The following is a 24,089-nucleotide window of genomic DNA, read 5'->3' on the forward strand; positions in this document are numbered from 1 at the left end:
CAATATTGTTAATGTTATGTAAACATAGTCGATATCAATGTGGGTCCGATCACACTTCCGGCTATCGCCGGGGTCGCACAACATGACTGTGAAAAGAAAGCATCAGAGATCAGCAGGTTGATGCAGAAACGGCAAAGCGCAGCCGGGGCACGAATACGCAAAGCAGCCTGCATCAGGTCAGATTTTGCAACTGACCGCCTGCGGCATTACACTTCCGCCTTTCTGCTATTGATTGAAGGTGCTTATGTCTGAACCTTTCCAGCGTCAGCCGCTGCCCTTGCCGGGCGGCCATAAAAAAGTTTTACTGCACTCCTGCTGCGCACCCTGTTCGGGGGAAGTGATGGAAGCGATGCTGGCTTCCGGCATTGAATACACCATCTATTTCTACAACCCGAATATTCATCCGCTCAAAGAGTATGAGCTGCGCAAAGAGGAGAATATTCGCTTTGCCGAGAAATTTGGTGTGCCGTTTGTCGATGCTGACTACGACCGGGATAACTGGTTTGAGCGGGCGCGCGGGCTGGAGTGGTCGCCGGAACGGGGTGAACGCTGCACCATGTGCTTTGATATGCGCTTTGAGCGCACGGCACTCTATGCCCATGAGAACGGATTCCCGGTAATGACCAGTTGTCTGGGTATTTCACGCTGGAAAGATATGAAGCAGATTAATAGCTGTGGTGTCCGCGCAGCGGCGGCGTATCCGGATCTGCTCTACTGGGATTTTAACTGGCGTAAAGGTGGCGGATCGGCGCGCATGATTGAAATCAGCAAGCGCGAGAGCTTCTATCAGCAGGAATATTGCGGCTGCGTCTATTCACTGCGCGACACCAATCGTCATCGCGTCACCCAGGGACGTGAGCGTATTAAGATTGGTGTGCAATATTATCAGCCGGATGAATCCTGATTAACTGATATCGCAGAAAGCATCTGCCTGCGCATAGCCGCGCGCTGAGCGCGTACAGGCCGGACTGTTACGCCACAGCTTTGCTTTATACTGCTTGGCCGGACGTAGCTGCACAGCGCGCAGGGGTCGTCAACGTCGGCCATCTGCTGCTTCGCTTCTTCACTCATCAGTCGTTTACGGCAGGCGCTTGGCGTGCAGCCCATAATCTGCTTAAACGAGCGGGTAAAAGATTGCTGGCTTTCAAAATGGTATTTCAGCGCCAGGCTGATGATTGGCGTGCGGCTGTTTTTTAAATCATTCACACTGGCGTTAAGTTTTTTCTTACGAATATAGCGCGCCAGCGTTTCATTATGATAACGGGCAAAGAGTTTCTGTAAATACCATTTCGAATACCCGGCTTTTTCTGCAATATCATCCACGCTTAAACGCTGGTCGAGATTATTATTAATCCACTCAGTGACAGAGACGATCACGCTTTCGTTATATCTGTTTTCTTTCATGGCTGTTCTCCCCTGTTTAATTCAGCGGAATTATGAATTATTTATCTTAATGTGCTTATTCTTTGCGTAAAGTTCTTTCAGTATTTGAATCGTTATCTCTGAAGATATTCATATGAACAGCAGTTATTAATAAAAAAGATGAATTGTAATTAGTCTGTTGTTAATTATAAGGGAAATAATTGATCCAGGGCGGATAACGATAAACGCGAGCAGAGTATTTCGCTTGCCGCTTCGCGGTTAAGGCGGCCAGCGTCTGTGAAATCAACGCCATAGCACGGACCATCAATAGATTTTCTGCCGCGACATGCCAGGCTTACGACTCACCTTTAACCTGGAGAACCCCGGATGAGCCCGACATACGCGTTGAAAAAACCGCTTGCCGCTTTGCTCACCTCGCTGGCTTTATTTGCGCATGCGCCCGCCAGTGCCGCGCCTGTTTATGGCGAACAGCTGGAAGGATTTCATTACCCCTATCCTCTGCAGCATTTCGATTTTCAGTCCCAGCAGCAAACGCTGAGTATGGGCTATATGGATGTGAAGCCGGTGCAACAGGCCAACGGCAAAACGGTGGTGCTGATGCACGGTAAAAACTTCTGTGGTGCAACGTGGGAAGAGACCATTCGTGCGCTGAGCCAGCAGGGCTATCGCGTTATCGCGCCTGACCAGATTGGCTTCTGCAGCTCGACCAAGCCCGCCAGCTATCAATACAGCTTTCAGCAGCTGGCTGAAAACACCCATCAGCTGCTCGCCCGGCTGGGTGTGGAGAAGGCGGTAATTATCGGTCACTCTACGGGCGGAATGCTGGCCACGCGTTATGCGCTGATGTACCCGGAACAGACGCAGAAGCTGGTGCTGGTCAACCCGATTGGGCTGGAGGACTGGAAGGCCAAAGGCGCGCCGTGGCGTTCGGTAGATCAGTGGTATCAGCGTGAACTCAAACTCAGCGCAGAGGGCATTAAGAAGTATGAACAGCAGACTTACTATGTCGGGCGCTGGAAACCGGAATATGACAAGTGGGTCGATATGCTGGCCGGACTCAACAGCGGGCCGGGACATCAGAAAGTGGCGTGGAACTCCGCCCTCATCTACGACATGATTTTCACGCAGCCGGTATTTTATGAATTTGGCGATCTGAAAGTCCCGACCACTCTGATGATCGGCACCTCAGACACCACGGCCATCGGCAGTGATATCGCTTCTGCAGATGTGAAAGCCCGGCTGGGCGATTACGCGGTGCTGGGTAAAGAGGCCGCAAAACGCATTCCGGGCGCGCGTTTAATTGAATTTCCCGGGATGGGGCACGCGCCACAAATGGAAGAACCGGCAACGTTTAATCAGACGCTGCTCGACGATCTGGCGCGGCCCTGAATGGTCAGGCGCTGCGGCGCCTGATCTCAAACCGCTACGCGTTTCTGCTTTTTCCTGAGGTACATCTGCTCATCGCTGTCGTGCAGCAACTGTTCCAGCGACTGCGGATGCGCTGCGTCAAACTCCACCACGCCGGACGAAAATTGCAGGCGGTAACGACGATTCAGACTGACGGACTGCTGTTGCAGATAATGGTCGAACCGGGCGAGTAACGCTTCGCTCTGCTGCTGCTGCAGGCCGTTAAACAGCACCACGAACTCATCGCCGCCCAGACGGGCAAACAGATCGGAGTGCTTAAACACCACCTTCATCGCATCGGCAAAGTCCATCAGCGCGCGGTCGCCTTCACGGTGGCCCAGCGTGTCGTTAATCTGCTTAAACTTGTCGAGATCGAGAAAGGTCAGGCAGGCGGGCCGGTTTTTCATCAGGCACTCATTCAGTACCATCTGCCCCAGCGTCATAAAGCCGCGGCGGTTGGTAATCTGGGTCAGCTCATCGCAGGTGGCGGTCTGAAAGGCGACCAGTTCCGCTTCGGCCATCGCGGCCAGGTCGCGCATCGTGGCCTGATCCTCTTCGTTGAACTGACGCGGTTCGCGGCCAATAATGCAGAGCGTACCCATTTTCGCGCCGCCGGGCGCACGCAGCGGACAGCCTGCATAAAAGCGAATATGCGGTTCGCCGGTCACCAGCGGATTGTCATGAAAACGCGCATCTTTTTGCGCATCTTCAACGATCATGATCTCATCCTGCAGGATGGCATGGCCGCAAAAGGAGATGTTGCGGGGTGATCCTTTAGGTTCATAGCCCTGAGCAGATTTAAACCACTGATGGTCATTTTCCAGCAGGCTGACTAACGCGATAGGGACGTCATACAGGCGGCGCGCCAGGCGGGTTAAACGATCAAACCGCTCTTCCGCTGGCGTGTTCATGATGTTCAGCGCACGCAACTGCGATAAACGTTGTGCCTCGTCGGCAGGGATTTCAGGTGCTTTCATCACAGAGACCTTTATTGTTTTAGCGGAAGCCAGGTTCTGGTGTTTGCCTTACGGCGAAGAAGAAGAGCGTGACATAGCAACCACGCTCTTTATGAGGAGGGGATCAGAGCACTTTTTGTTCTGCGAGATCAAGGGCGAAATAGCTGAAAATCAGGTCCGCACCGGCGCGTTTAATCGCACCGAGACTTTCCAGCACCACATTACGCTCATCAATGGCACCGGCCTGTGCGGCAAATTTGATCATTGCATATTCGCCACTCACCTGATACGCCGCCAGCGGCAGTTCGGTGCGTTCACGAATGTCGCGCAGAATATCCAGATAGGCACCTGCCGGCTTCACCATCAGTGAATCCGCGCCCTGAGCCGCATCAAGCAGCGATTCACGGACCGCTTCACGGCGGTTCATCGGGTTCATCTGGTAGGTTTTACGGTCGCCTTTCAGCGCCGTTCCGGCGGCTTCACGGAACGGGCCGTAAAACGATGAAGCGAATTTGGTGGAGTAGGACATGATGGCGGTCTGGGTAAAGCCCGCCGCGTCCAGTGCCCGGCGAATCGCCTCAACCTGACCATCCATTGCCGCTGACGGCGCAATGAAATCCGCACCGGCTGCGGCGGCAACCACGGCCTGCTTACCCAGATTGGCCAGGGTTGCATCGTTATCGACGCCGTGATCGCAGAGCACGCCACAGTGACCGTGGCTGGTGTATTCGCAGAAGCAGGTGTCAGACATCACGATCATTTCCGGCACGGTGTCTTTGCAGATGCGGGACATGCGTGCCACCAGACCGTTTTCGTTCCAGGCATCGCTGCCGGTCGCATCGGTATGGTGCGAAATACCAAAGGTCATCACCGAGCGAATGCCCGCTTTGGCGATGCGCTCAATCTCATAAGCGAGACGTTTTTCCGGAATACGCATTACGCCAGGCATCGCCTGAATCGCTTTGTAATCGTCGACTTCTTCTTCAACAAAGATAGGCAGAGCCAGATCGTTCAGGCTCAGAGAAGACTCCTGGAACATTTCACGCATTGAAGCGCTGGCGCGCAATCTTCTTGGGCGCTGGATAAGGGAATAATCAGACATTTTCATTCTTACGCAGGTGAAAAAAGTGACGACAGTTTACTCTCTTTGCCCGCGAGGCATGAAGGTTTGTGTGCGGTAATAAGAGGGGAAAAGGACTCTCCCGCCGGGCGGCGGGAGAGCAGAACGATTACTCGTTGATATCCGGATGCTGCTGCACCAGGTTTTTACGTTTCGCTTCCAGGCGGGCAATTTCTTCGTCGATATCTTCGATTTTGTGCTCGATGTTATCGTGATGCTCCTGCAGGATTTCGCGCGCTTCTTCCATGTCTGAGGCCGCTGGCGTTGCACCTTTCAGTGGCTTGTTCGCCGTCTCTTTCATGAACAGACCGGTAATCAGACCAATCACCGCCACCACCATCAGATAGTAGGCTGGCATGTAGAGGTTGCTGGTGGTTTCTACCAGCCAGGCCGCCAGCGTTGGCGTCAGACCGGCAACCAGTACCGAGATGTTAAACGCACTCGCCAGCGCACTGTAGCGGATATGCGTCGGGAACATCGCAGGCAGTGACGAAGCCATTACGCCGGTAAAGGCGTTGAGGATCACTGCCATCAGCAGCAGACCGGCAAAAATCAGGCCCAGCACGCCACTGTTGATCATCATAAAGGCGGGAATTGCGAAGACCAGCAGGGCAATACTGCCGATGATGACAAACGGACGACGGCCAAAACGGTCACTCATCATGCCGATCATCGGCTGAACAAACAGCATACCGATCATAATGGCGATGATAATCATCACGCCGTGATCTTCGCTGTAGTGCAGGTTGTGCGACAGGTAGCTCGGCATGTACGTCAGCAACATGTAGTAGGTAACGTTCGTCGCGATAACCAGACCGATACAGGAGAGCAGGCTGCGCCAGTGTTTGGTCGCAATCTCTTTAAACGAAACCTGCGGACCATCCTGCAGGCCTTCGCGGTCGCCCTGTTCCAGTTTGTCCACGTGCTGCTGGAATGCCGGGGTCTCTTCCAGCGCATGACGCAGGTAAAGACCGATGATGCCCAGCGGCAGCGCGACGAAGAACGGCAGACGCCAGCCCCACTCAAGGAATCTCTCTTCCCCGATAATGGAGGAGATCAGCACCACCAGGCCCGCACCGAGCACGAAGCCCGCAATCGAACCGAAGTCGAGCCAGCTTCCCATAAAGCCACGTTTACGGTCAGGCGAATATTCGGCGACAAAGATTGAAGCACCGGTATATTCACCGCCTACCGAGAAGCCCTGTGCCATCTTAGCTAACAGCAGCAAAATCGGCGCCCAGATGCCGATGGAGGCATAGGAGGGTATCAGGCCGATACAGAACGTACTGACCGACATGATGATGATGGTGATGGAAAGGATTTTCTGACGACCATATTTGTCGCCCAGCATACCAAAGAACAGACCACCCAGCGGACGGATCAGGAAGGGTACAGAGAAGGTACCCAGCGCGGCGATCATCTGCACGCCTGGTGATGCATCCGGAAAGAAGACTTTACCCAGTGCATAGGCCACAAAGCCATAAACACCGAAGTCGAACCACTCCATCGCGTTACCCAGAGAGGCCGCGGTGATGGCTTTACGTAAACGGGCATCATCGATGATGGTTACATCATCGATCCCAATTGGTTTTACACGCTTCCTACGCAATTTCATAGAATTACCCTGTAATGGAACACGAAAGTCCTCAACGGCGCGAGCCGGGGTGAAGCAGTCAGACCGCTGCGTTGAGAAATTTAAGCATAGCTTCAAATAAGCACGGTTTACGCGCCCGCTGACACAATAATTACTGTTGTTATTATTGCGAACAGCGACAGAGTATACCGTTTTTGTGTGATATCTGTCATGTTTGGGCTACATACAGGCTATTTCTGCTCCTGATACGGCTGTTTAGCTGCGCAAAAAAATTATCACGCTGCGTGACGACCGCCGTTTTTTTCAGCAAATTGGGGGCGGGAAGGGGTAATGAGCGGCGATACCGACGCCGCAGGTGGCTATTCGCTATACAGAGCAGGATGGCAGTAAGCCATGCGACATAACGAAAGACGCGCAGACGCCGATATTACGCGGCAAGCCTGTTCAGTTCAGGGTCGGTTCAGATGCTGGCTGTCTGATGAGTCTCAGGGGCGTGATTCGCTTTAACCGACTGTTCGCCCTGTCTGGCGAGCCAGGCAATCAACGCCGCGTTGTCCATCGGGCGGGCATAATAAAAGCCCTGGATAAAGACCACGCCGCGCCGTTGCAGATAGCTGAACTGCAATGCGTTCTCGACGCCTTCCCCCAGCACTTCCAGCTCAAGCTCATGACTGAGCTGAATGATTGCATCCAGCACCGGGGTTCTGCCCTCCAGGGATTCAATCGCGTTGATAAAGCCGCGATCGATCTTCAGATAATCCATAGTGAAGGTCTGTAAGTAACTCAGCGAACAGTGACCGGTACCAAAATCATCAATCGCCACTTTCATTCCGCAACCGCGCAGCTGCTCCAGTTTGCGTGCCACCTCAACGCCATCTTTGATCAGGCTGCGTTCGGTCAGCTCCAGGGTAATCAGGAACCGCTTATCTTTAACCCGGTCAGCAAAGTGCAGCATATCGTCTACAAAGTCCGGGTGCTGCAGATGATCGGCCGCCACATTAATGGCCAGATGGAAGCCTGGCTCAACCTGCCATGCCTGCACATCCTCTGCAATTAAATCGAGCAGATGACGGGTCAGCGGCACAATCATGCCTTCCGCTTCAGCGGCACCGATAAAAATATCGGGCCGGATGCCGTTACCGTCGGGCGTTGTCCAGCGCAGCAGTGCCTCTGCGCCGCTACAGCGCTGCAGCCGGTTGTCATAGACCGGCTGATAGTGCGCCCTGAACTGACCGCTGGCGATGGCCCGCCGAATCTCATCGCGCCAGGAAATACGCCGTTGCAGCCAGTTCGCCATCAGCATCATCAGCAGAATCGAGAAAATTACCGCCATCGGCATGATGATCAACATCACCTGACGCCAGGCCAGGATCAGCTCAGAGGGTGAGGCAATAAGGGTGACAGAGAGCGGATAGCGGCTGGAGCTGGCCTGATAGATCAGCGGTTCAAACCAGCCGGACAGGGCAATTTGCGGATCGCCAAACGAGATCGGCGCGCCGTCGTTGAATTCCATGCTGAAATGATAGAGATGGGTACTGCTGATGGCGCGCATAAAATCGATCAGATACTGGCCATCAACGACTGCCCAGAACCCCTCACCATCGGGCAGATCGCGCATAAAAATCACTGCGGGACGGTCCGGCACACCCGCCGTTCCGGCAATCGACAGGCTCCACCAGGCTTTTCCGGTGACCGGCGCATCACGCATGATCATATCGCTCAGAAAAGCAGGCTTCGTACCATAGACTGAAGAGCAGGCAATTCTGTTTTCTTCCATTTTACCAATGGCGCGAAAATAGGGATTCAGCGCACCGATGCGCTGTAACTGGCTTTCAATCTGGCTGCAGGGCTGATGCTGAAACTGGCGCAGCTCAGTAATCATATTCCAGGCGCTGTCGCTCATTCTCTCAGCCTGAGATAACAGCGTCTTTGCCGCGCTCATCTGCTGCTGCCGCACGGTGTGGCGCGCATCAAGGGCCGTGAAAAAAATGCCAATAATCAGAGGCAGCACGCCGGAGATAATAATCACCAGCCTGGCGTAGTCGCGTTTTCGTTTCAGTAGCGGCACCGCTAAATCCTCTGGATATTATTGGTATTATACGAAGGGGCTAATCAGTGGCGCAGCATAGCATTTCTCCGGGCGGTGCAGATTAGCGTTTTTGCCATTAGCTGAACTGACTCAGGTCAATTATCGACCAGACTTTACATTTTATTGACAGGTTGTTTTGCCTTTATTGGTATTCAGCAAAAAAACAGGCGAGAACGGAGGCAGGGCAGAAGGAGGAATTGCCGCCGCCGCCTGGGGTAACCCTGGCCCGCCTGAGAGCGGGCGCAGGGTAAAGGTGATTCTTAATCAGCAAAATAGATCTGTTTCAGCGCCACTTCAACGCCGCGCAGCTCAGCCAGTCCTTTCAGCCGGCCAATGGCAGAATAGCCGGGATTGGTACGTTTATGCAGGTCGTCCAGCATCTGATGGCCGTGATCGGGGCGCATCGGAATCGCTCGCTGATTGCCCGCCCGCCGCCGCCGCTGCTCTTCCGCCAGAATGACCCTGATGACGCCGACCATATCGACGTCGCCCGCCAGGTGCGCGGCTTCATGGAAGCTGCTGGGGTTTGCCTCGCGCTTTGTGGCGCGCAGGTGGACAAAGTTGATGCGGTCGGCATAGGTTTCCGCCATCTCAACCAGCGCATTGTCGGCACGCACGCCATAGGAACCGGTACAGAAGCAGAAACCGTTGTGCAGACTGTCCACGGTTTCCTTCAGCCACTGCATATCTTCCTGGGTAGAGATAATGCGCGGCAGGCCCAGAATGGGGCGCGGCGGATCGTCCGGATGCACCGCCAGTTTAATCCCCACTTCCTCCGCAACCGGCACAATAGCGCGCAGGAAGGTTGCCATATGCTCGCGCAGTTTCGCTTTGTCGATGCCGTCATACTGCGCCAGCTGCGCCTGGAACTGCTCCAGGGTGTAACCCTCTTCGGCACCGGGCAGACCGGCGATAATATTGCGTACCAGCGTGCTTTTATCCTCAGCGCTCATGGTGGCAAAGCGCTGAGCGGCGGCCTGCTGTTCAGCCGGGCTATAATCCTGCTCCGCGCCCGGACGCTGCAGCAGATAAAGTTCGAAGGCGGCGAAAGCGTCGGCGTCGAAGCGTAGCGCTTTTGCGCCATCCGGCAGCGTCCAGGCGAGGTCGGTGCGTGTCCAGTCCAGCACCGGCATAAAGTTGTAGCAGACGGTATCAATGCCGCAGGCGGCCAGATTGCGTATCGACTGCTGATAGCTGGCGATATAGCGAAGGTAGTCACCGCGCTGGGTTTTTATCGACTCATGAACCGGGATGCTCTCCACCACCGACCAGACCAGACCCTTTTCCGCCAGCAGTGCCTGACGCGCTTTAATCTCCTCAACCGGCCACACTTCACCGTTAGGGATATGGTGCAGCGCCGTCACAATACCGGTTGCGCCCGCCTGACGCGCATCATCCAGGGAGACCGGATCGTTCGGGCCGTACCATCGCCATGTATGTTCCATTTTTACTCCTCAACTGTGATGTGGCCCAGTGGTCAGGCCGCTGGGCCAAGAGTATGATAGTGGACACATCAGGGCCGTGATCCGGATCGCAGCATGACAAACTGCATCCGGCAAGTGAGCGGTTTATGCGGAATAAAAGGAGAGGATAATGAGCCTGCCAGTCATCAAGACGGAGCGCCTGTATCGTCAGATCGCCAACGCCATTATGGCCGGCATCACGCGCGGTGATTTTGTGGCGGGCGGCCTGCTGCCACCCGAACGCGAGCTGGCAAAACAGCTGGGTGTCAGCCGTTCGTCAGTGCGTGAAGCATTGATTGCGCTGGAGATGACCGGCTGGGTCGATATCCGCACCGGCAACGGTGTCTACGTCGCTCAGCCGCTGCCCCAGGCCGCCATCCCGCAGGAGAGTGAAACCTGCAGCCTGCAGGATCTTTTGCAGGCGCGTGAAGCCTTTGAAGGCATGCTGGCAGGATTTGCCGCCCGTAACGGTACCTCCGGGCAGCGGGAGGCACTGCTGGCGCTGACCGCTGAACTGCAGCACTACAATGAAAACGATGCGGCGTTTCTGGAGCAGGATAAACGCTTCCATCTGCTGATCGGCGAGATGAGCGGTAATGACGTGTTACGCGACCTGCTGGAGCAGCTCTGGAACCGGCGTCACAGCCCGCATGTGCAGCGGCTGGAACGCCATTATGCCGATAACAGCTTTGCGCAGGCGATGAACGCTGACCATCAGCAGATTACCAACGCGATTGTGGCAGGCGACGAAGCAGCGGCCCGCCAGGCGATGGAGAGCCATCTGCAGCACGTGCAGCAGCAGCTACTTGGTTAATCCCCGGACGCGTTTAGGTCGTCCGGTGCCGAGCATAATCGCCAGACGGCTGCCGCCCGGCGTGGTCTCCATCAGGATTTTGGTAATGCTGGTCAGCGGCACCGAGAGCAGCATACCGACCGGACCGAGCAGCCAGCCCCAGAAGACCAGTGACAGGAACACCACCAGCGTTGATAAGCCCAGGCCGCGACCCATCAGGCGCGGTTCAAGCATGTTGCCGAATACCATATGAATCGCGGTAAACAGCGCAGCCACCATCGCGGCATCAAACAGGCTGTTCAGTAACAGCGCCTGCAGAAAGGGCGGAATGCCGGCAATAATCGGGCCGATATTAGGAATATAGTTGAGGATAAAGGCCACGACGCCCCACAGCAGCGCGAACTTCACATCCAGCAGATAGAGACTCAGCCAGACGGCGATGCCGGTGATGAGACTCACCAGGGTTTTCAGCGCCAGATAGTGTGTTACGCCTTTCAGCGCCTTATGCAGCCCGGCGATACGGATTTTCGGGTTCACCAGCGCGTTACGCATTTTGTAAGGCAGATGATGAACTTCAAACAGCATAAAGACCACGGTCAGCACCAGCAGCACAGTATTGGTCATCGCGCCGGAAAAGCCGCTGAGCGCCGCGCTCGCCAGGTTCACCATAGTATTCGGGTCGAAACGCTGCACCAGCGCGTCGGTAGAAATATTGAGATGAAAGCCCGCCGCCAGATGTTGCAGCACCGTCATTTTCTGTTCCATGGTGGCGCGCAGTTGCGGGTAAAGGTCAGAAAACTCGCTCATTGAGCTGGCAATGATGGCACCCAGCAGCAGGATGCCGCAGAAGATCACGGTAATGACCAGCCCAATCGCCAGTCCACGACGGAAGCCACGACGCATCAGCATTGTCACCAGCGGGTTGAGCACAATGGCAAAGAACGCCGCCAGCAGAAGCGGGACCAGAATATCGGACGCGGCCCGAACCCCGGCAAGAATGATGACCAGCATCGCTAGTTTTATCAGAATATTTTGTCCAATCTTTTCCCGTTGCAGCTCGCTCATTGCCTCTCCCGTGACGTAATCTGGCTGTTGGAAGTGTAGCTGAAAGAAAATTAACAAACTGATTTATCAGAGAAACGGTAAAGCGCGGCGGCATAATAGCGAGATAATCAGTGCCACCGCACTCAGCTATGACGGCAGGACCGCGACCTCCTGCTGTTGCTGTTTTTGCGCCGCGTTCTGCTTCCCGATAACCGTACCAGTGTGATGCGCCGGTGGCGAAAGCGGGTATAGTTAAAGGATAAACCTTATCATTCAGCCAACTACGTGCGAGAACCTATGCCTGAACAGCCTGCAGCGGAACAGAATGCTCCATCCGGAAGCCTGAACATCTCGCTGCTGATCCTCTCTATCGTCGCCTACAACTTTGCCAGCTATCTCACCATTGGTCTGCCGCTGGCGGTCCTGCCTGGCTGGGTGCATGACCAACTGGGCTTCAGCGCATTCTGGGCGGGCGTGGTGATCAGCCTGCAATATGTGGCGACGCTGCTGAGCCGGCCACATGCCGGGCGCTATGCCGATCTCTGGGGACCAAAGAAAGTGGTGGTGACGGGCCTGGTAGGCTGTCTGATCAGCGGCTTGTGCATTCTGCTGGCGGCGCTGATCGCATCCCCGCTGTGGAGCCTGATACTGCTCTGTGTGGGCCGGTTGATTCTGGGTGTGGGCCAGAGCTTTACCGGCACCGGCACTTCGTTGTGGGGGGTAGCGCGGGTCGGTTCACTGCACATTGGCCGCGTAATTTCCTGGAACGGCATCGTCACCTATGGCGCGATGGCGATAGGTGCGCCGCTGGGCGTGGTGATCTTCCGGGCCGGCGGGCTGCTGTGGCTATCGCTGGTGATTGTGGCCATCTGCGTGGTGGGCATCGTCTGCGCGGTCCCGCGTCCGGCGGTAAAAGCCAGCCGTGCCAGACCGCTGCCGTTTCGGGCGGTGCTGGGGAAAATCGCTGGCTTTGGCGCGATTCTGGCGATGGGGTCAGCGGGTTTCGGCGTGATTGCCACCTTTATCACGCTGTTCTATCAGGATAAAGGCTGGGAGGGAGCCGCCTTTGCGCTTTCCCTGTTCAGCAGCGCTTTTGTCGGGGCGCGCCTGCTGTTCCCGAATGCGATTAACCGTCACGGTGGCCTGCGGGTCGCCAGCGTTTGTCTGGCGGTTGAGGCTGCCGGGCTCTTTCTGGTCGCCGCCGCAGGCGATCCGTGGATGGCAAAAGCGGGCGCGTTTCTGACCGGCGCCGGGTTTTCACTGGTGTTTCCGGCACTGGGCGTGGTGGCAGTAAAAGTGGTGCCGCAGCAGAATCAGGGCAGCGCCCTGGCGACCTATACCGCTTTTATGGATCTGTCGCTGGGAATAACCGGGCCACTGGCCGGATTCATCATGAACTATGCTGGTGTCTCCCGCGTCTACTTGCTCACGGCGCTGCTGGTCTGCGTCGCTTTCTTCTGCACGCTGCGCCTGCAGCGGCGTCAGGCTTCAGAGCCCGTAAGCGGGGATTCGTCAGGATAAAAAAATGGCCCAGCAGCGGGCCATAACGTCTTTTCAGACACAGATAAACCAATAAATTTCGGGCGCGAACAGGTTTCAGGCCTGCAGCAGTTCAATACTGTGGCGGATCTGGCGTTCAATCTCCGCCGGTGTCCAGCTGTTGAGCTGACCGGAGAACGGCTCAAAAGCGTAGACGCCCTTGTAGCCGAGCATCTCCAGCCGTTTAACCTGCACCACGCTCTTCAGCACATCGTTGTCACTCAGCATGATGCGTTCGTCATCGGTCAGTTCGGCAGTCGGGCGCCGATCTTCCACACCCGAAAGATGCACCAGCCCAATCTGGTCAATATCGATACCCGCCGGAAATTCCTGTTCAGCCTGTTCATAGAGATGATGGTGAAAGGTATCCAGCAGCAGCCTGAAGGGCACATCCGCCGCGGCGATCAACTGCTGCGCCTGTACGATCGAACGCAGTGAGCTGACCGGAAACCCCAGCGGTTCCACCAGCCCCTGAATGCCATAGTGTGCAAAGCGCGGCGCCAGCTGCTGCATTGCCGCCTGCGTCTGCTGAGGCGACACGGTAATCCCCTCATTTAGCGGACACATCACCAGTGCCTTTGCGCCGATCTGTTGTGCTGTCTGTAACAGCGACTCGGCCCGCGTCAGCAGCGCGTCATCGATCCGGTTAAAGGGATAGAGCGCATTAATCGTGACGATATCGATGTGATATTTATCCGCCAGGGCGCGCAGCTGATCGGTGCTGAGGTCATCGGTGACGCTGCCGCCCGGCATGTCATTACGCAGTTCGACCTTGCTTAGCCCCAGACGCTGAACCAGCTGAAAGAAGGCCTCCAGCGAGAGCCGGGGCGCAATTTTGCGGTTGATACAGAAACGGGTGGGATCGATGGCCATGCGCTGACTCCGGGACAGGAGAAGGATGGGCTAAAGAAAACATTTATTTCATTAATAGTGAATTATGAAATGCAGATTATTAGATCGGTCTCGCATTAATTTCATATTCCGTTTCAGTCCGATGCATAAACGCTGGATCAACTTCGCAGGAATACCCGCTCTATCCGCCTCTGCTATTTGCCTGTCAGGCTAAGGCTGAGCGCTGGTAAACGCCTCCCGCCATCGGAACATCGTCATTGGCTTGAGGGCGGCAAAAATGCGATCCGTGCCGCTAAAAGCAAATTTTCCAAAAAGAACTATTTGAAAAATTTATTCCACTGTAATAGCTTCATAGCACGCTTTCAGGTTTGCCTGGTCAGGCAGTGTGGCAGGCCACAGGGCCCGTCTGCAGGGAACTTAACCATCTTAAGAGGCAACATCATGACAATCATAGGTAACTTTATTGGCGGTAAAACGACTTTCAGCGCCAGCAACGAAACCATTCCTGTTTACGATCCGGCAACCGGCAAAGTGGTACGTGAACTGACGCAAAGTACCGCTGATGAAGTGGCCCAGGCGATTGGTGTCGCGCATGACGCATTTGCTGCCTGGTCAAAAACCTCGCCGCTGCGTCGCGCCCGCGTTCTGTTTAACTTTAAAGCCCTGATGGAGCAGCATCGTGAAGAGATGGCGGCGCTGATTGTCTCTGAGCATGGCAAAGTCTGGTCTGATGCGTTAGGTGAACTGACGCGCGGCATTGAAGTGATTGAGTTTGCCTGCGGAATCCCCCATCTGCTTAAAGGTGAATATTCCCCGAACGTCGGCGGCGGCGTTGACAGCTTTTCGCTGATGCAGCCGGTGGGTGTTGTAGCGGGTATTACGCCGTTTAACTTCCCCGCGATGGTGCCGCTGTGGATGTTCCCGATCGCGCTGGCCTGCGGTAATACCTTTGTTCTGAAGCCCCCGGCGCTGGATCCCTCTGCGGCCGTGCGTATGGCTGAGCTGCTGACCGAAGCGGGCCTGCCGGATGGCGTATTCAACGTCGTACACAGCTCTAACGAAGATGCTGAACAGCTCTATAAAGATCCGCGCATCGCTGCGGTGAGCTTCGTCGGCTCGTCCGGCGTGGCTGAGCATATCTATAAAACCGCCAGCGCCCACGGTAAGCGGGTGCAGGCATTTGGCGCGGCGAAAAACCACGCTATCGTTATGCCGGATGCCGATCTGGATGCCACCGTTAACGCGATTATGGGCGGTGCGTTTGGCTCGGCCGGTGAACGCTGCATGGCGCTGCCGGTTGTGGTCGCGGTGGGCGATGACACTGCTGACAAGCTGATTGCCCGTCTGACGCCACTGGTGAAAGCGCTGCGGATCGGTCCTGGGATCAATCAGGGTGCCGATGAAAATGAGATGGGACCGGTTGTCTCAGCCGCGCACCAGAAGAAGGTGCTGGGTTATATCGATAAAGGTGAGCAGGAAGGCGCGAAGCTGGTGGTCGATGGCCGTAACGTGCAGGTTGCAGGTCACGCCGAAGGTTACTACGTGGGCGGCACGCTGTTTGATAACGTCACCTCTGAGATGGTGATCTGGCGTGAAGAGATTTTCGGGCCGGTGCTGAGCATCATGCGCGTACCGGACTACGACAGCGCGCTGCAGCTGGTCAACAGCCATGAATTTGGTAACGGCAGCGCAATTTTCACCAGCAACGGTCACACCGCGCGTGAGTTTGTGCAGAACGTTGAAGCAGGCATGGTTGGGGTTAACGTGCCGGTTCCGGTGCCGATGGCATTCCACAGCTTCGGTGGCTGGAAGCGTTCCGTGTTTGGCGCGCTCAATGTTCACGGGCCGGATGGCGTGCGCTTCTATACCCGCATGAAAACCGCCACCGTGCGCTGGCCGTCCGGTCAGCAGACCGTGTCTGAATTCAGTATGCCAACCTTAGGCTGATCTATTTCAACGCTGATTGCGACCGGCAGGAGACTCTGCCGGTCGTTTTGTTCGCGGGCACCTCGCCCGTGAACCTACCGCAGCGTCAATCGTGACAGAGAGGAGGATCAGGATGTCTTTACTGTCGAAAGCACAGGCCCCTGACGCACAGGGTCGTATTCAGCATGTGACGCCTGAGCGCGCTGGCTGGCGTTACGTTGGCTTTGATGCTTATCTGCTGAAAAAAGGGGAAACCCTGCGCCTGACCAGCGGTGATAAAGAGCTGTGTCTGGTGCTGGTGGCCGGGCTGGCCTCGGTGAAAACCCGCCATGCTGAGTTTCCCGGAATCGGTAAGCGCATGTCGCCTTTCGAACGCGTGCCGCCGTATTCCGTGTATGTGCCGCATGACGATGAAGTGGAAGTCTATGCTGACAGCGATCTTGAACTGGCCGTCTGTAACGCGCCCGGTCAGGGCAATCTGCCTGCAAGACTGATTGCGCCAGCCGATGTTGGCGTTGAGCATCGCGGTAAAGGGCGCAACCAGCGTCTGGTGCATAATATCCTGCCTGATACTGAACCCGCTGACAGTCTGCTGGTGGTGGAGGTTTATACCAACGAAGGCGATACCAGCTCCTATCCCAGCCACAAGCATGATCAGGAGGAGAGTGAAAACGAAACCTACCTGGAAGAGACCTACTATCACCGTTTCGATCCGGAACCTGGCTTTGCCATGCAGCGCGTTTACACCGACGATCGCTCACTGGATGCCTGTATGGCACCCTATAACCGCGACGTCGTGATGGTGCCGCGTGGCTATCATCCGGTGGCGACGCTGGCCGGCTACAACAATTACTACCTGAACGTGATGGCAGGGCCGGTACGGCTGTGGAAATTCAGCTGGGAGAAAGATCATGCCTGGGTGAACAGCGACAGCTATCCACGATCAGAGTAAGGCTCAGCGGTTTTATCCGTGTGTGCATAGTGCGGAAAAAGCATCAAAAAGGGCAGCCGATTGGGCTGCCCTTTTTACTGTGCGAAACGCAGGTTACTGAGCGGAGCTATCGGCGTTGTTCAGCGCCAGTGACACCGCCAGCGTCTGTGCCAGGCAGAGTGAGGCGACCTGCGAACGGAAGCCATCGACCTGCGCTTCACGCACCACGAAGCAGACATCGCTGAAGGCAGCCAGCGGGCTGACCTGGCTGTCGGTAATGGCGATCTGATGCGCGCCACGCTTGGCCCCCATTTCGACGACCTCGACCGCTTCACGCGCATAGGGCGAGTAGCTGATCGCAATCACCACATCTTTCGGATTTACCAGGCTGAGCTGCTCGGTAAACATCCCGCCCAGACCATCAATCAGAAACGCACGACGCTCCAGATGACGCAGCGCGTAGACCAGATAGGAGGCGACGCTGAATGAGCGACGCAGGCCAATTACATAGATGTTCTCAGCCTCATTCAGCAGTTTTACTGCTTTGTTCAGCTGCTCAGGATTCACCTGCATCGCCAGCTGCTGCAGCGCCTGGCTGTTCACCATGGTAAAGACGTTGAGGATCTCCGCCGGACTCTCAGGCGCACTGGCGCTGTCGTCCGTTGAGGTCTGACGAAACAGACGCGCGCGCTCGGTATAGTTGACCGTCTCTTCCATCAGGTGCTGACGAAAAACCTGTTTCATTTCGTTGAAGCCGCTGAAGCCAAACGCATTCGCAAAACGGATCAGCGTCGATGGCGGTACATCGGCCTGCTGAGCAATCGAGGCGACGGTATCGAAAGCAATACTGTTACTGTTATCAAGGATGTAGCGTGCAACCTGTTTAAGACGCTTGCTCAGCGTTTCGTAGCGGCGACGAATATCGTCCTGCAAGAGAGAAAGTTGGGTGGGATTATTGTTCATCACTTCTGCCCGTATCATTAGAATAATGGCTGCATAATGAGCGCTATAGTATCAGATGGATGGAAAATTTCATTTGTTTGCGTCAACGAAGCGGTTTATTTCATGGCTTTATGAAATGGTTCACAGATTGGCTTTAGCACCCGAGGCGCGCCTCTGCACAGGTCATAACAGGATGAAAACCGACGTGGAAAGTCAGTGAGGGGAAGAGGGATGCGAGTAAAAGCGCCATCCTGGCTGGGATGGCGGCAGAATGCTGAAAAATCGGGTCTGACAGCAACGCATTAGCCAAATGAGCAGGGAACACGGTCAGAGGAGGAAAGCGTCCCGCGTCAGGGACAAAAACGCCGGGAGCGTTTTTGAACAACGCAAAGCGTTGGCCCGGCTACGGGCGCACCTCAGGGATGAGGTGCGTAATTGCGCGGGCCGAGCATGCCATGGATGGCGGCTTTTGCGTCTTTCCGATCTGACCGTGTTCCCTGTGACTGCACGGTCTAAGAGCGGCTTTTTGGCAGAGCAGCAAATCACGCGCGGGCAGCGCGCCAGTACGCAATCAGCCGCAGATAGTTGCCTTTTACGGTCTCAATCAGTGCCTGATCGTCCAGTTCACCCTGCAACCATTGACGCGAAGGCTGACCAAAGATGGTGCGACCCACCGCAAAACCTTTTACCCATGGCGCGTTGGCCGCCGCAGCGAAGCCCGCTTTAAGCTTCTCTTCGGGTGCATCCAGACCCAGCAACAGAATGCCGCGACAGTGAGGATCCTGCTCCTCAATCAGACGACTGATCGCCTGCCAGCTCTCTGCGGATAGCGGAGGCAGTTTCCACCAGTCCGGCTGTATACCCAGACTGTAGAAATGGCTCAGCATATCAAGGTAATAGGCTTCATTCTTATCCGGGTTGCTCTCGGGAAGAATCACTTCCAGCAGCAGCTCATGGCCACTTTTGTTACAGCCTTTCCAGACGTCGAGCACCAGATCATCCTGCTCTTTACGCAGTTCGGCACTGTCATGCGGATGATAGAAGACCAGACATTTCACGACATGCTCGGCCGGCCAGTCGATCAGCTGCGAGCCGATGTTGCCATGCTCCAGACGCAGTGGACGTGAGCTGGGCAGCTCGATCGGGCGGCCAATCCACCACTTCTTACCTGTGATGGCATTCAGGGCTTTCTGACCATACGTGGTATCCGCCAGAATGCCGCTTTTGTTCTCTAATCCCGCCTCACTGGCCGCCTGCTGAGCGGCTTCCAGCAGCAGCAGTTTCAGCTGTGGAATACGGCTCTCATCAACACCCGCTTCCTGCGCCATATCCGCCAGCTGTTTGCGATGGTCAAAAGCGAACACGTTCAGCTCCGGCCATTGCTGCTTACGGGTGGTCACACGGTGCAGATGGTTCAGACGACTGTCGAGATCGGGACGTTTCACCTCTGTGTCGCGGCTCAGAAAATCATCCAGCTCCGCTTTGGTTGGCATGGCAGGGGCACAGCCGTGGCGTGACACCACCAGCGCGCCACAGGCGTTGGCATAACGGCACGCCTGCTCCCAGCCTTCATCATTCAGCCAGCCGCGCAGCAGGCCAGACATAAAGGCATCGCCTGCACCCAGCACGTTGAGCACGTCGACGCGCACGCCGGTGTGCAGCTGAGTCTGTTCCCAGCTATCCGGAATTTCACCTTCAAACACCACACAACCCAGCGGACCGCGTTTGCAGACCAGCGTCGCCTGGCTCGCCTGACGCACGTTCTTCAGCGCAGTCAGGGTATCAGTGCTGCCTCCGGCAATATGAAACTCCTCTTCGGTGCCGACGATCAAATCGAAATAGTGCACCACTTCCTGCAACTGCTGAGTGACCTGAGACGACTCAATGAAACGTGTTTCACCGTCACCCAGAGAGGTCAGTCCCCATAACACCGGGCGGTAATCGATATCCAGCGCCGTGCGCAGGCCATTGCGGCGGGCGATATCCAGCGCTTTCAGCACCGCTTCACGGGTCTGCGGATGAGATAAGTGCGTGCCGGTGACCGCCACCGCGCGGGACGAAGTAATAAAGGCTTCGTCGATATCGTCCGGTACCAGACCCATATCAGCGCAGTTATCACGGTAGAAAATCAGCGGAAAAGTCTCTTCATCTTTAATCCCCAGAATCACCATGCCGGTCAGGCGTTTTGCATCGGTGATCAGGGCATCGGTGTTACAGCCCACGCGCTGCAATTCCTCACGCAGAAAGCGACCATTGTGCTCATCTCCCACCCGCGCCAGCATCGCCGATTTCAGCCCCTGAATCGCGGTGCCATAAGCGACGTTGCCCGATGATCCGCCCAGATATTTAGCAAAGGAGGTGACATCTTCCAGCCGTGCCCCAATCTGCTGGCCATAAAAATCAACGGCGATGCGCCCGATACAAATCACATCAAGCGGCTTCTGTTGTGTACTCATACCTGTGGTTTCCTTCTGTGATTCGCAGAGCTGGCGGGCGAAAAGACCGATCCAGGCAGGCTCTGCTTCCGGGTCTGTGGGTATCTGACTGGCTATGAGGGAAGTATGAGGAATAAAAATTCCATATTCAATATGAAATGAAATATCCATCGCAATTTTGTGAACCAGGTAAAACTCCTGATTGCCACCCGCCTGTGCGGTCTCTGCTGTCACGATGTGCGGTATGTCAGGGTTGTGAAGGCGATCGCAGGAATCCGTACGCCAGTCAGGCAAGCTGCCCCATTGAAATGAATTTTTTCATCATGAACCACTCTCTGCTAAACGTTCCAGATTTTCCCGTCGTGATCGCTCGCCAGACCTGTTGCCATCGTTAAATTTGATCTCACTCGCAAAATGAAATGTTTCTTCTGTAATCGTGTTTTATGAAAAATATATTTGTTTATAATCGCCTCACGTTTCAGTTATTCCGGCCGCTTTTCCGCCAATGACAACGCCTTGCGCGCTGTCGCGGAAGTCGGGGTCCACCAGCATGTAAGGAAGAAACATGGGCACAATCAGACTGACCACGGCACAGGCGCTGGTTAAATTTCTTGATAATCAATTCATCGATGTTGATGGCACTGAGACGAAATTCGTCAAAGGCATCTTCGCGATTTTCGGCCATGGCAACGTGCTGGGGCTGGGCCAGGCGCTGGAACAGGATAGCGGCGATCTGGTGGTCTGGCAGGGTCGTAACGAGCAGGGCATGGCCCATGCTGCCACCGGCTTTGCCCGTCAGTCGCTGCGCCGTCAGATTATCGCCTGCAGTTCGTCTGTGGGACCGGGTGCGGCTAACATGATTACTGCCGCCGCCACTGCGACCGCTAACCGCATTCCTCTGCTGCTGCTGCCTGGCGACGTCTTCGCCACCCGTCAGCCCGATCCGGTGCTGCAACAGATTGAGCAGAGCTACGATCTCAGCATCAGCACCAACGACGCCTTCCGCGCCGTCAGCAAATACTGGGATCGCGTCAGCCGCCCTGAGCAGCTGATGTCCGCCTGTATCAATGCCATGCGCGTACTGACCGATCCGGCTGAAACCGGCGCGGTCACGCTGTCGCTGCCGCAGGATGTGCAGGGTGAGGCCTGGGATTACCCGGACTACTTCTTCCAGAAACGCGTGCACCGTCTGGATCGCCGCCTGCCGGTGGCGGCCCAGCTGGCGGATGCCCTGACGCTGATTAACCGTAAGCGCAAGCCGATGATTATCTGCGGCGGCGGCGTGAAGTACTCCGAAGCGGGCGAGGCGCTGCGCCAGTTTGCCGAGCGCTATCAGATCCCCTTTGCCGAGACGCAGGCGGGCAAAGGCACGCTGGTCTCTGACCATCCGCTGAATGTCGGCGGCGTAGGCGAAACCGGCTGCCTGGCCGCGAACCTGCTGGCGAAAGAGGCCGATTTAGTCATCGGCATCGGCACCCGCTACACCGACTTTACCACCGCATCGAAATGGATTTTCCAGCATCCCGATGTCAGCTTCCTGAACATCAACGTCAGCAACTTCGACAGCTACAAGCTCGATGGCGTACAGCTGCTGGCCGATGCCCGTGAAGGGCTGACCGCGCTCACCGCTGCACTGGCCTCACAGCACTACAGCAATGACTGGGGCAACCAGATTGAGCAGGCGCAGAGCCAGCTGCTGAAAGAGACGCAGCGCGTCTATCAGGTGGAATATCACGATGGCGACTTTGTGCCGGAGATTGCTGACCATCTCGACCGCGAAGCGGTGTTCGCAGAATTTAACCGCCTGACTCAGTCACTGCTGACGCAAAGCAGCGTGCTCGGCACCTTAAACGAGCAGCTGCCGAAAGATGCGGTGGTTGTTGCCGCTGCGGGCAGCCTGCCGGGCGACCTGCAGCGCGTCTGGCGCACCAAAGATTACAACGCCTACCACGTTGAATATGGCTACTCCTGCATGGGCTATGAAGTCAATGCCGCGCTGGGTGCGAAGCTGGCGCAGCCGCAGCGCGAGGTCTATGCGCTGGTCGGCGATGGCTCCTTTATGATGCTGCACTCTGAGCTGGTCACCTCGATTCAGGAAGGGGCGAAGATCAACGTCGTGCTGCTGGATAACATGACTAACGGCTGTATCAACAACCTGCAGATGGAACACGGTATGGACAGCTTCACCACCGAGTTCCGTTTCCGTAACGCGGAAAGCGGCAGGCTGGACGGCGGCTTTATCCCGGTCGATTTCGCGGCCATTGCTGCCGGTTATGGCTGCAAAACTTATCGCGTCACCAGCCTGGAACAGCTTAAAGCGGCGCTGGAAGATGCGCGCGCCCAGACCGTCTCCACCCTTATCGACATCAAAGTGCTGCCAAAAACCATGATCCACAAATATTTCAGCTGGTGGCACGTCGGCGTGGCGCAGGCGTCGAAAACCGAACGCGCTCAGGCGGTGGCGGACAAGCTCAACAGCCATCTGGATCAGGCGCGCAAATATTGATTTCCGGGCCGTGCTGCGGCCCGTTTTCCTCTTCTCCGTACGAACCCTACACAGGTGTAATTATGACTTTGAAACTTGGCGTCATCGGTACAGGTGCAATTGGTCAGGAACATATTCGCCGCTGCAGCCATGTGCTGCAGGGGGCTCAGGTAGTTGCCGTCTCTGATATCAATGTCGACGGCGCGCGTGCTGCACTGCAACGCCTGAATATTGAGGCGGAGGTGTTTGAAAATGGTCACGACGTGATTCAGTCACCCAACGTCGATGCGGTGCTGGTCACCTCATGGGATCCGACCCATGAAGAGTTCACCCTGGCGGCGATTGCCGCCGGTAAACCGGTTTTCTGTGAAAAACCGCTGGCGATGAGTGCCGAAGGCTGCCGCCGGGTGGTGGATGCAGAGATTCAGGCGGGCAAACGCCTGGTGCAGGTTGGTTTTATGCGTCCTTACGATGCGGGCTACCGTGCCCTGAAAAAAGTGATCACCGATGGCGATATCGGTGAGCCACTGATGCTGCACTGCGCACACCGTAACCCGACCGTGCCAGAGAACTACACCACCCCGATGGCGATCACCAACACCCTGATCCACGAGCTGGATGTGCTGCGCTGGCTGACAAACGACGACTATAAAACGGTGCAGGTGATCTTCCCGCGCGTGACGTCGAAGACCCATGGTCAGCTGAAAGACCCGCAGATCGTCCTGTTCGAAACCCACAAAGGGGTGCGCATCGACGTCGAGATCTTCGTTAACTGCGCTTACGGCTATGACATTCAGTGTGAAGTGGTGGGTGAAGAGGGCATTGCCCGCCTGCCAGAGCCTTCTTCGGTGCAGCTGCGCAAAGATGCCCGCCTGTCGAATACCATTCTGGTGGACTGGAAAGATCGCTTTATCGAGGCGTATGACGTTGAGCTGCAGGCGTTTATTAACGACATCAAAGCGGGTCAGCTTACCGGTCCTTCTGCCTGGGATGGCTTCGCCGCTTCAGTCGCCGCCGATGCCTGCATCAAAGCGCAGAACAGTGGTGCGATTGAGCCGGTAGAGATGCCGCCGCGTCCTGCTTTCTATAACTGATTTAGCTTTCTCTGCGGCCTGGCCGCTCTCCGCCTG

General features: G+C 55.9%; 18 protein-coding genes. 8 read left to right on the forward strand and 10 right to left on the reverse strand.

All coding sequences use genetic code 11. The features are described 5' to 3' along the window. The first annotated feature begins 244 nt into the window (after window positions 1-244). Window positions 245-904 carry an epoxyqueuosine reductase QueH gene (locus EGO56_RS01455; RefSeq protein ID WP_013359376.1) on the forward strand — a complete coding sequence of 220 codons (660 nt, stop codon included), beginning with the start codon at window positions 245-247 and terminating at the stop codon, window positions 902-904. On the opposite strand, the gene EGO56_RS01460 is transcribed toward EGO56_RS01455, so the two are convergent. Then, window positions 886-1,404 carry an AraC family transcriptional regulator gene (locus EGO56_RS01460; RefSeq protein WP_238348989.1) on the reverse strand — a complete coding sequence of 173 codons (519 nt, stop codon included), beginning with the start codon at window positions 1,402-1,404 and terminating at the stop codon, window positions 886-888. The genes EGO56_RS01455 and EGO56_RS01460 overlap by 19 nt on opposite strands. A 345-nt stretch (window positions 1,405-1,749) precedes the next feature. Here EGO56_RS01460 and EGO56_RS01465 point away from each other — a divergent pair, with 345 nt between their 5' ends. Then, the gene (locus EGO56_RS01465) at window positions 1,750-2,772 is read left to right on the forward strand and encodes an alpha/beta fold hydrolase (RefSeq protein ID WP_135907523.1); all 1,023 of its coding nucleotides are present in this window, start codon (window positions 1,750-1,752) and stop codon (window positions 2,770-2,772) included. A gap of 26 nt (window positions 2,773-2,798) precedes the next feature. On the opposite strand, the gene EGO56_RS01470 is transcribed toward EGO56_RS01465, so the two are convergent. The 5 genes from EGO56_RS01470 to uxuA all read right to left on the reverse strand — a co-directional run bounded on the left by EGO56_RS01470 (window position 2,799) and on the right by uxuA (window position 9,994). Then, window positions 2,799-3,767 carry a GGDEF domain-containing protein gene (locus EGO56_RS01470; RefSeq protein WP_013359373.1) on the reverse strand — a complete coding sequence of 323 codons (969 nt, stop codon included), beginning with the start codon at window positions 3,765-3,767 and terminating at the stop codon, window positions 2,799-2,801. Between the two features lie 103 nt (window positions 3,768-3,870). Further along, entirely contained in the window at window positions 3,871-4,848 is a 978-nt protein-coding gene (gene hemB, locus EGO56_RS01475) for a porphobilinogen synthase (RefSeq protein WP_135907524.1), read from the reverse strand. 127 nt (window positions 4,849-4,975) lie between these two features. Continuing rightward, the gene (proP, locus tag EGO56_RS01480; protein WP_135907525.1) at window positions 4,976-6,481 is read right to left on the reverse strand and encodes a glycine betaine/L-proline transporter ProP; all 1,506 of its coding nucleotides are present in this window, start codon (window positions 6,479-6,481) and stop codon (window positions 4,976-4,978) included. 439 nt (window positions 6,482-6,920) lie between these two features. Next, window positions 6,921-8,528: an EAL domain-containing protein gene (locus tag EGO56_RS01485; RefSeq protein WP_135907526.1), complete on the reverse strand. Its 1,608-nt coding sequence runs from the start codon at window positions 8,526-8,528 to the stop codon at window positions 6,921-6,923. 281 nt (window positions 8,529-8,809) lie between these two features. Beyond that, the gene (gene uxuA / locus EGO56_RS01490; RefSeq protein WP_135907527.1) at window positions 8,810-9,994 is read right to left on the reverse strand and encodes a mannonate dehydratase; all 1,185 of its coding nucleotides are present in this window, start codon (window positions 9,992-9,994) and stop codon (window positions 8,810-8,812) included. Between the two features lie 148 nt (window positions 9,995-10,142). On the opposite strand from uxuA, the gene EGO56_RS01495 reads away from it, so the two are divergent. Further along, entirely contained in the window at window positions 10,143-10,826 is a 684-nt protein-coding gene (locus tag EGO56_RS01495; RefSeq protein ID WP_135907528.1) for a FadR/GntR family transcriptional regulator, read from the forward strand. Here the strand turns inward: EGO56_RS01495 and EGO56_RS01500 are convergent. Further along, the gene (locus tag EGO56_RS01500; protein WP_013359367.1) at window positions 10,815-11,870 is read right to left on the reverse strand and encodes an AI-2E family transporter; all 1,056 of its coding nucleotides are present in this window, start codon (window positions 11,868-11,870) and stop codon (window positions 10,815-10,817) included. The two genes, EGO56_RS01495 and EGO56_RS01500, sit on opposite strands and share 12 nt — an antisense overlap. Before the next feature lie 276 nt (window positions 11,871-12,146). On the opposite strand from EGO56_RS01500, the gene EGO56_RS01505 reads away from it, so the two are divergent. Beyond that, on the forward strand, window positions 12,147-13,370 hold the full coding sequence (locus EGO56_RS01505; protein ID WP_135907529.1) for an MFS transporter: 1,224 nt from the start codon (window positions 12,147-12,149) through the stop codon (window positions 13,368-13,370). A 75-nt stretch (window positions 13,371-13,445) separates the two neighbouring features. On the opposite strand, the gene EGO56_RS01510 is transcribed toward EGO56_RS01505, so the two are convergent. Then, window positions 13,446-14,261 carry a TIM barrel protein gene (locus EGO56_RS01510; protein WP_135907530.1) on the reverse strand — a complete coding sequence of 272 codons (816 nt, stop codon included), beginning with the start codon at window positions 14,259-14,261 and terminating at the stop codon, window positions 13,446-13,448. Window positions 14,262-14,681: 420 nt separating this feature from the next. Between EGO56_RS01510 and EGO56_RS01515 the strand changes: the two genes are divergently transcribed. Continuing rightward, on the forward strand, window positions 14,682-16,187 hold the full coding sequence (locus EGO56_RS01515) for a CoA-acylating methylmalonate-semialdehyde dehydrogenase (RefSeq protein WP_135907531.1): 1,506 nt from the start codon (window positions 14,682-14,684) through the stop codon (window positions 16,185-16,187). A 112-nt stretch (window positions 16,188-16,299) separates the two neighbouring features. Beyond that, window positions 16,300-17,118 (forward strand): 5-deoxy-glucuronate isomerase, encoded by an 819-nt coding sequence (gene iolB / locus EGO56_RS01520; protein ID WP_013359363.1) that lies wholly within the window; start codon window positions 16,300-16,302, stop codon window positions 17,116-17,118. Window positions 17,119-17,211: 93 nt separating this feature from the next. Here iolB and EGO56_RS01525 read toward each other — a convergent pair whose 3' ends face one another. Then, entirely contained in the window at window positions 17,212-18,060 is an 849-nt protein-coding gene (locus tag EGO56_RS01525; RefSeq protein WP_033784214.1) for a MurR/RpiR family transcriptional regulator, read from the reverse strand. Window positions 18,061-18,581: 521 nt separating this feature from the next. Next, the gene (locus tag EGO56_RS01530) at window positions 18,582-20,495 is read right to left on the reverse strand and encodes a bifunctional 5-dehydro-2-deoxygluconokinase/5-dehydro-2-deoxyphosphogluconate aldolase (protein ID WP_033734746.1); all 1,914 of its coding nucleotides are present in this window, start codon (window positions 20,493-20,495) and stop codon (window positions 18,582-18,584) included. Window positions 20,496-21,039: 544 nt separating this feature from the next. Between EGO56_RS01530 and iolD the strand changes: the two genes are divergently transcribed. Both iolD and iolG read left to right on the forward strand, forming a co-directional pair. Further along, entirely contained in the window at window positions 21,040-22,980 is a 1,941-nt protein-coding gene (gene iolD, locus EGO56_RS01535; RefSeq protein ID WP_135907532.1) for a 3D-(3,5/4)-trihydroxycyclohexane-1,2-dione acylhydrolase (decyclizing), read from the forward strand. 62 nt (window positions 22,981-23,042) lie between these two features. Next, the gene (gene iolG, locus EGO56_RS01540; protein WP_135907533.1) at window positions 23,043-24,053 is read left to right on the forward strand and encodes a bifunctional inositol 2-dehydrogenase/D-chiro-inositol 1-dehydrogenase; all 1,011 of its coding nucleotides are present in this window, start codon (window positions 23,043-23,045) and stop codon (window positions 24,051-24,053) included. Window positions 24,054-24,089 lie beyond the last annotated feature (36 nt).

The organism is Pantoea vagans (assembly GCF_004792415.1).
GTDB lineage: Bacteria > Pseudomonadota > Gammaproteobacteria > Enterobacterales > Enterobacteriaceae > Pantoea > Pantoea vagans.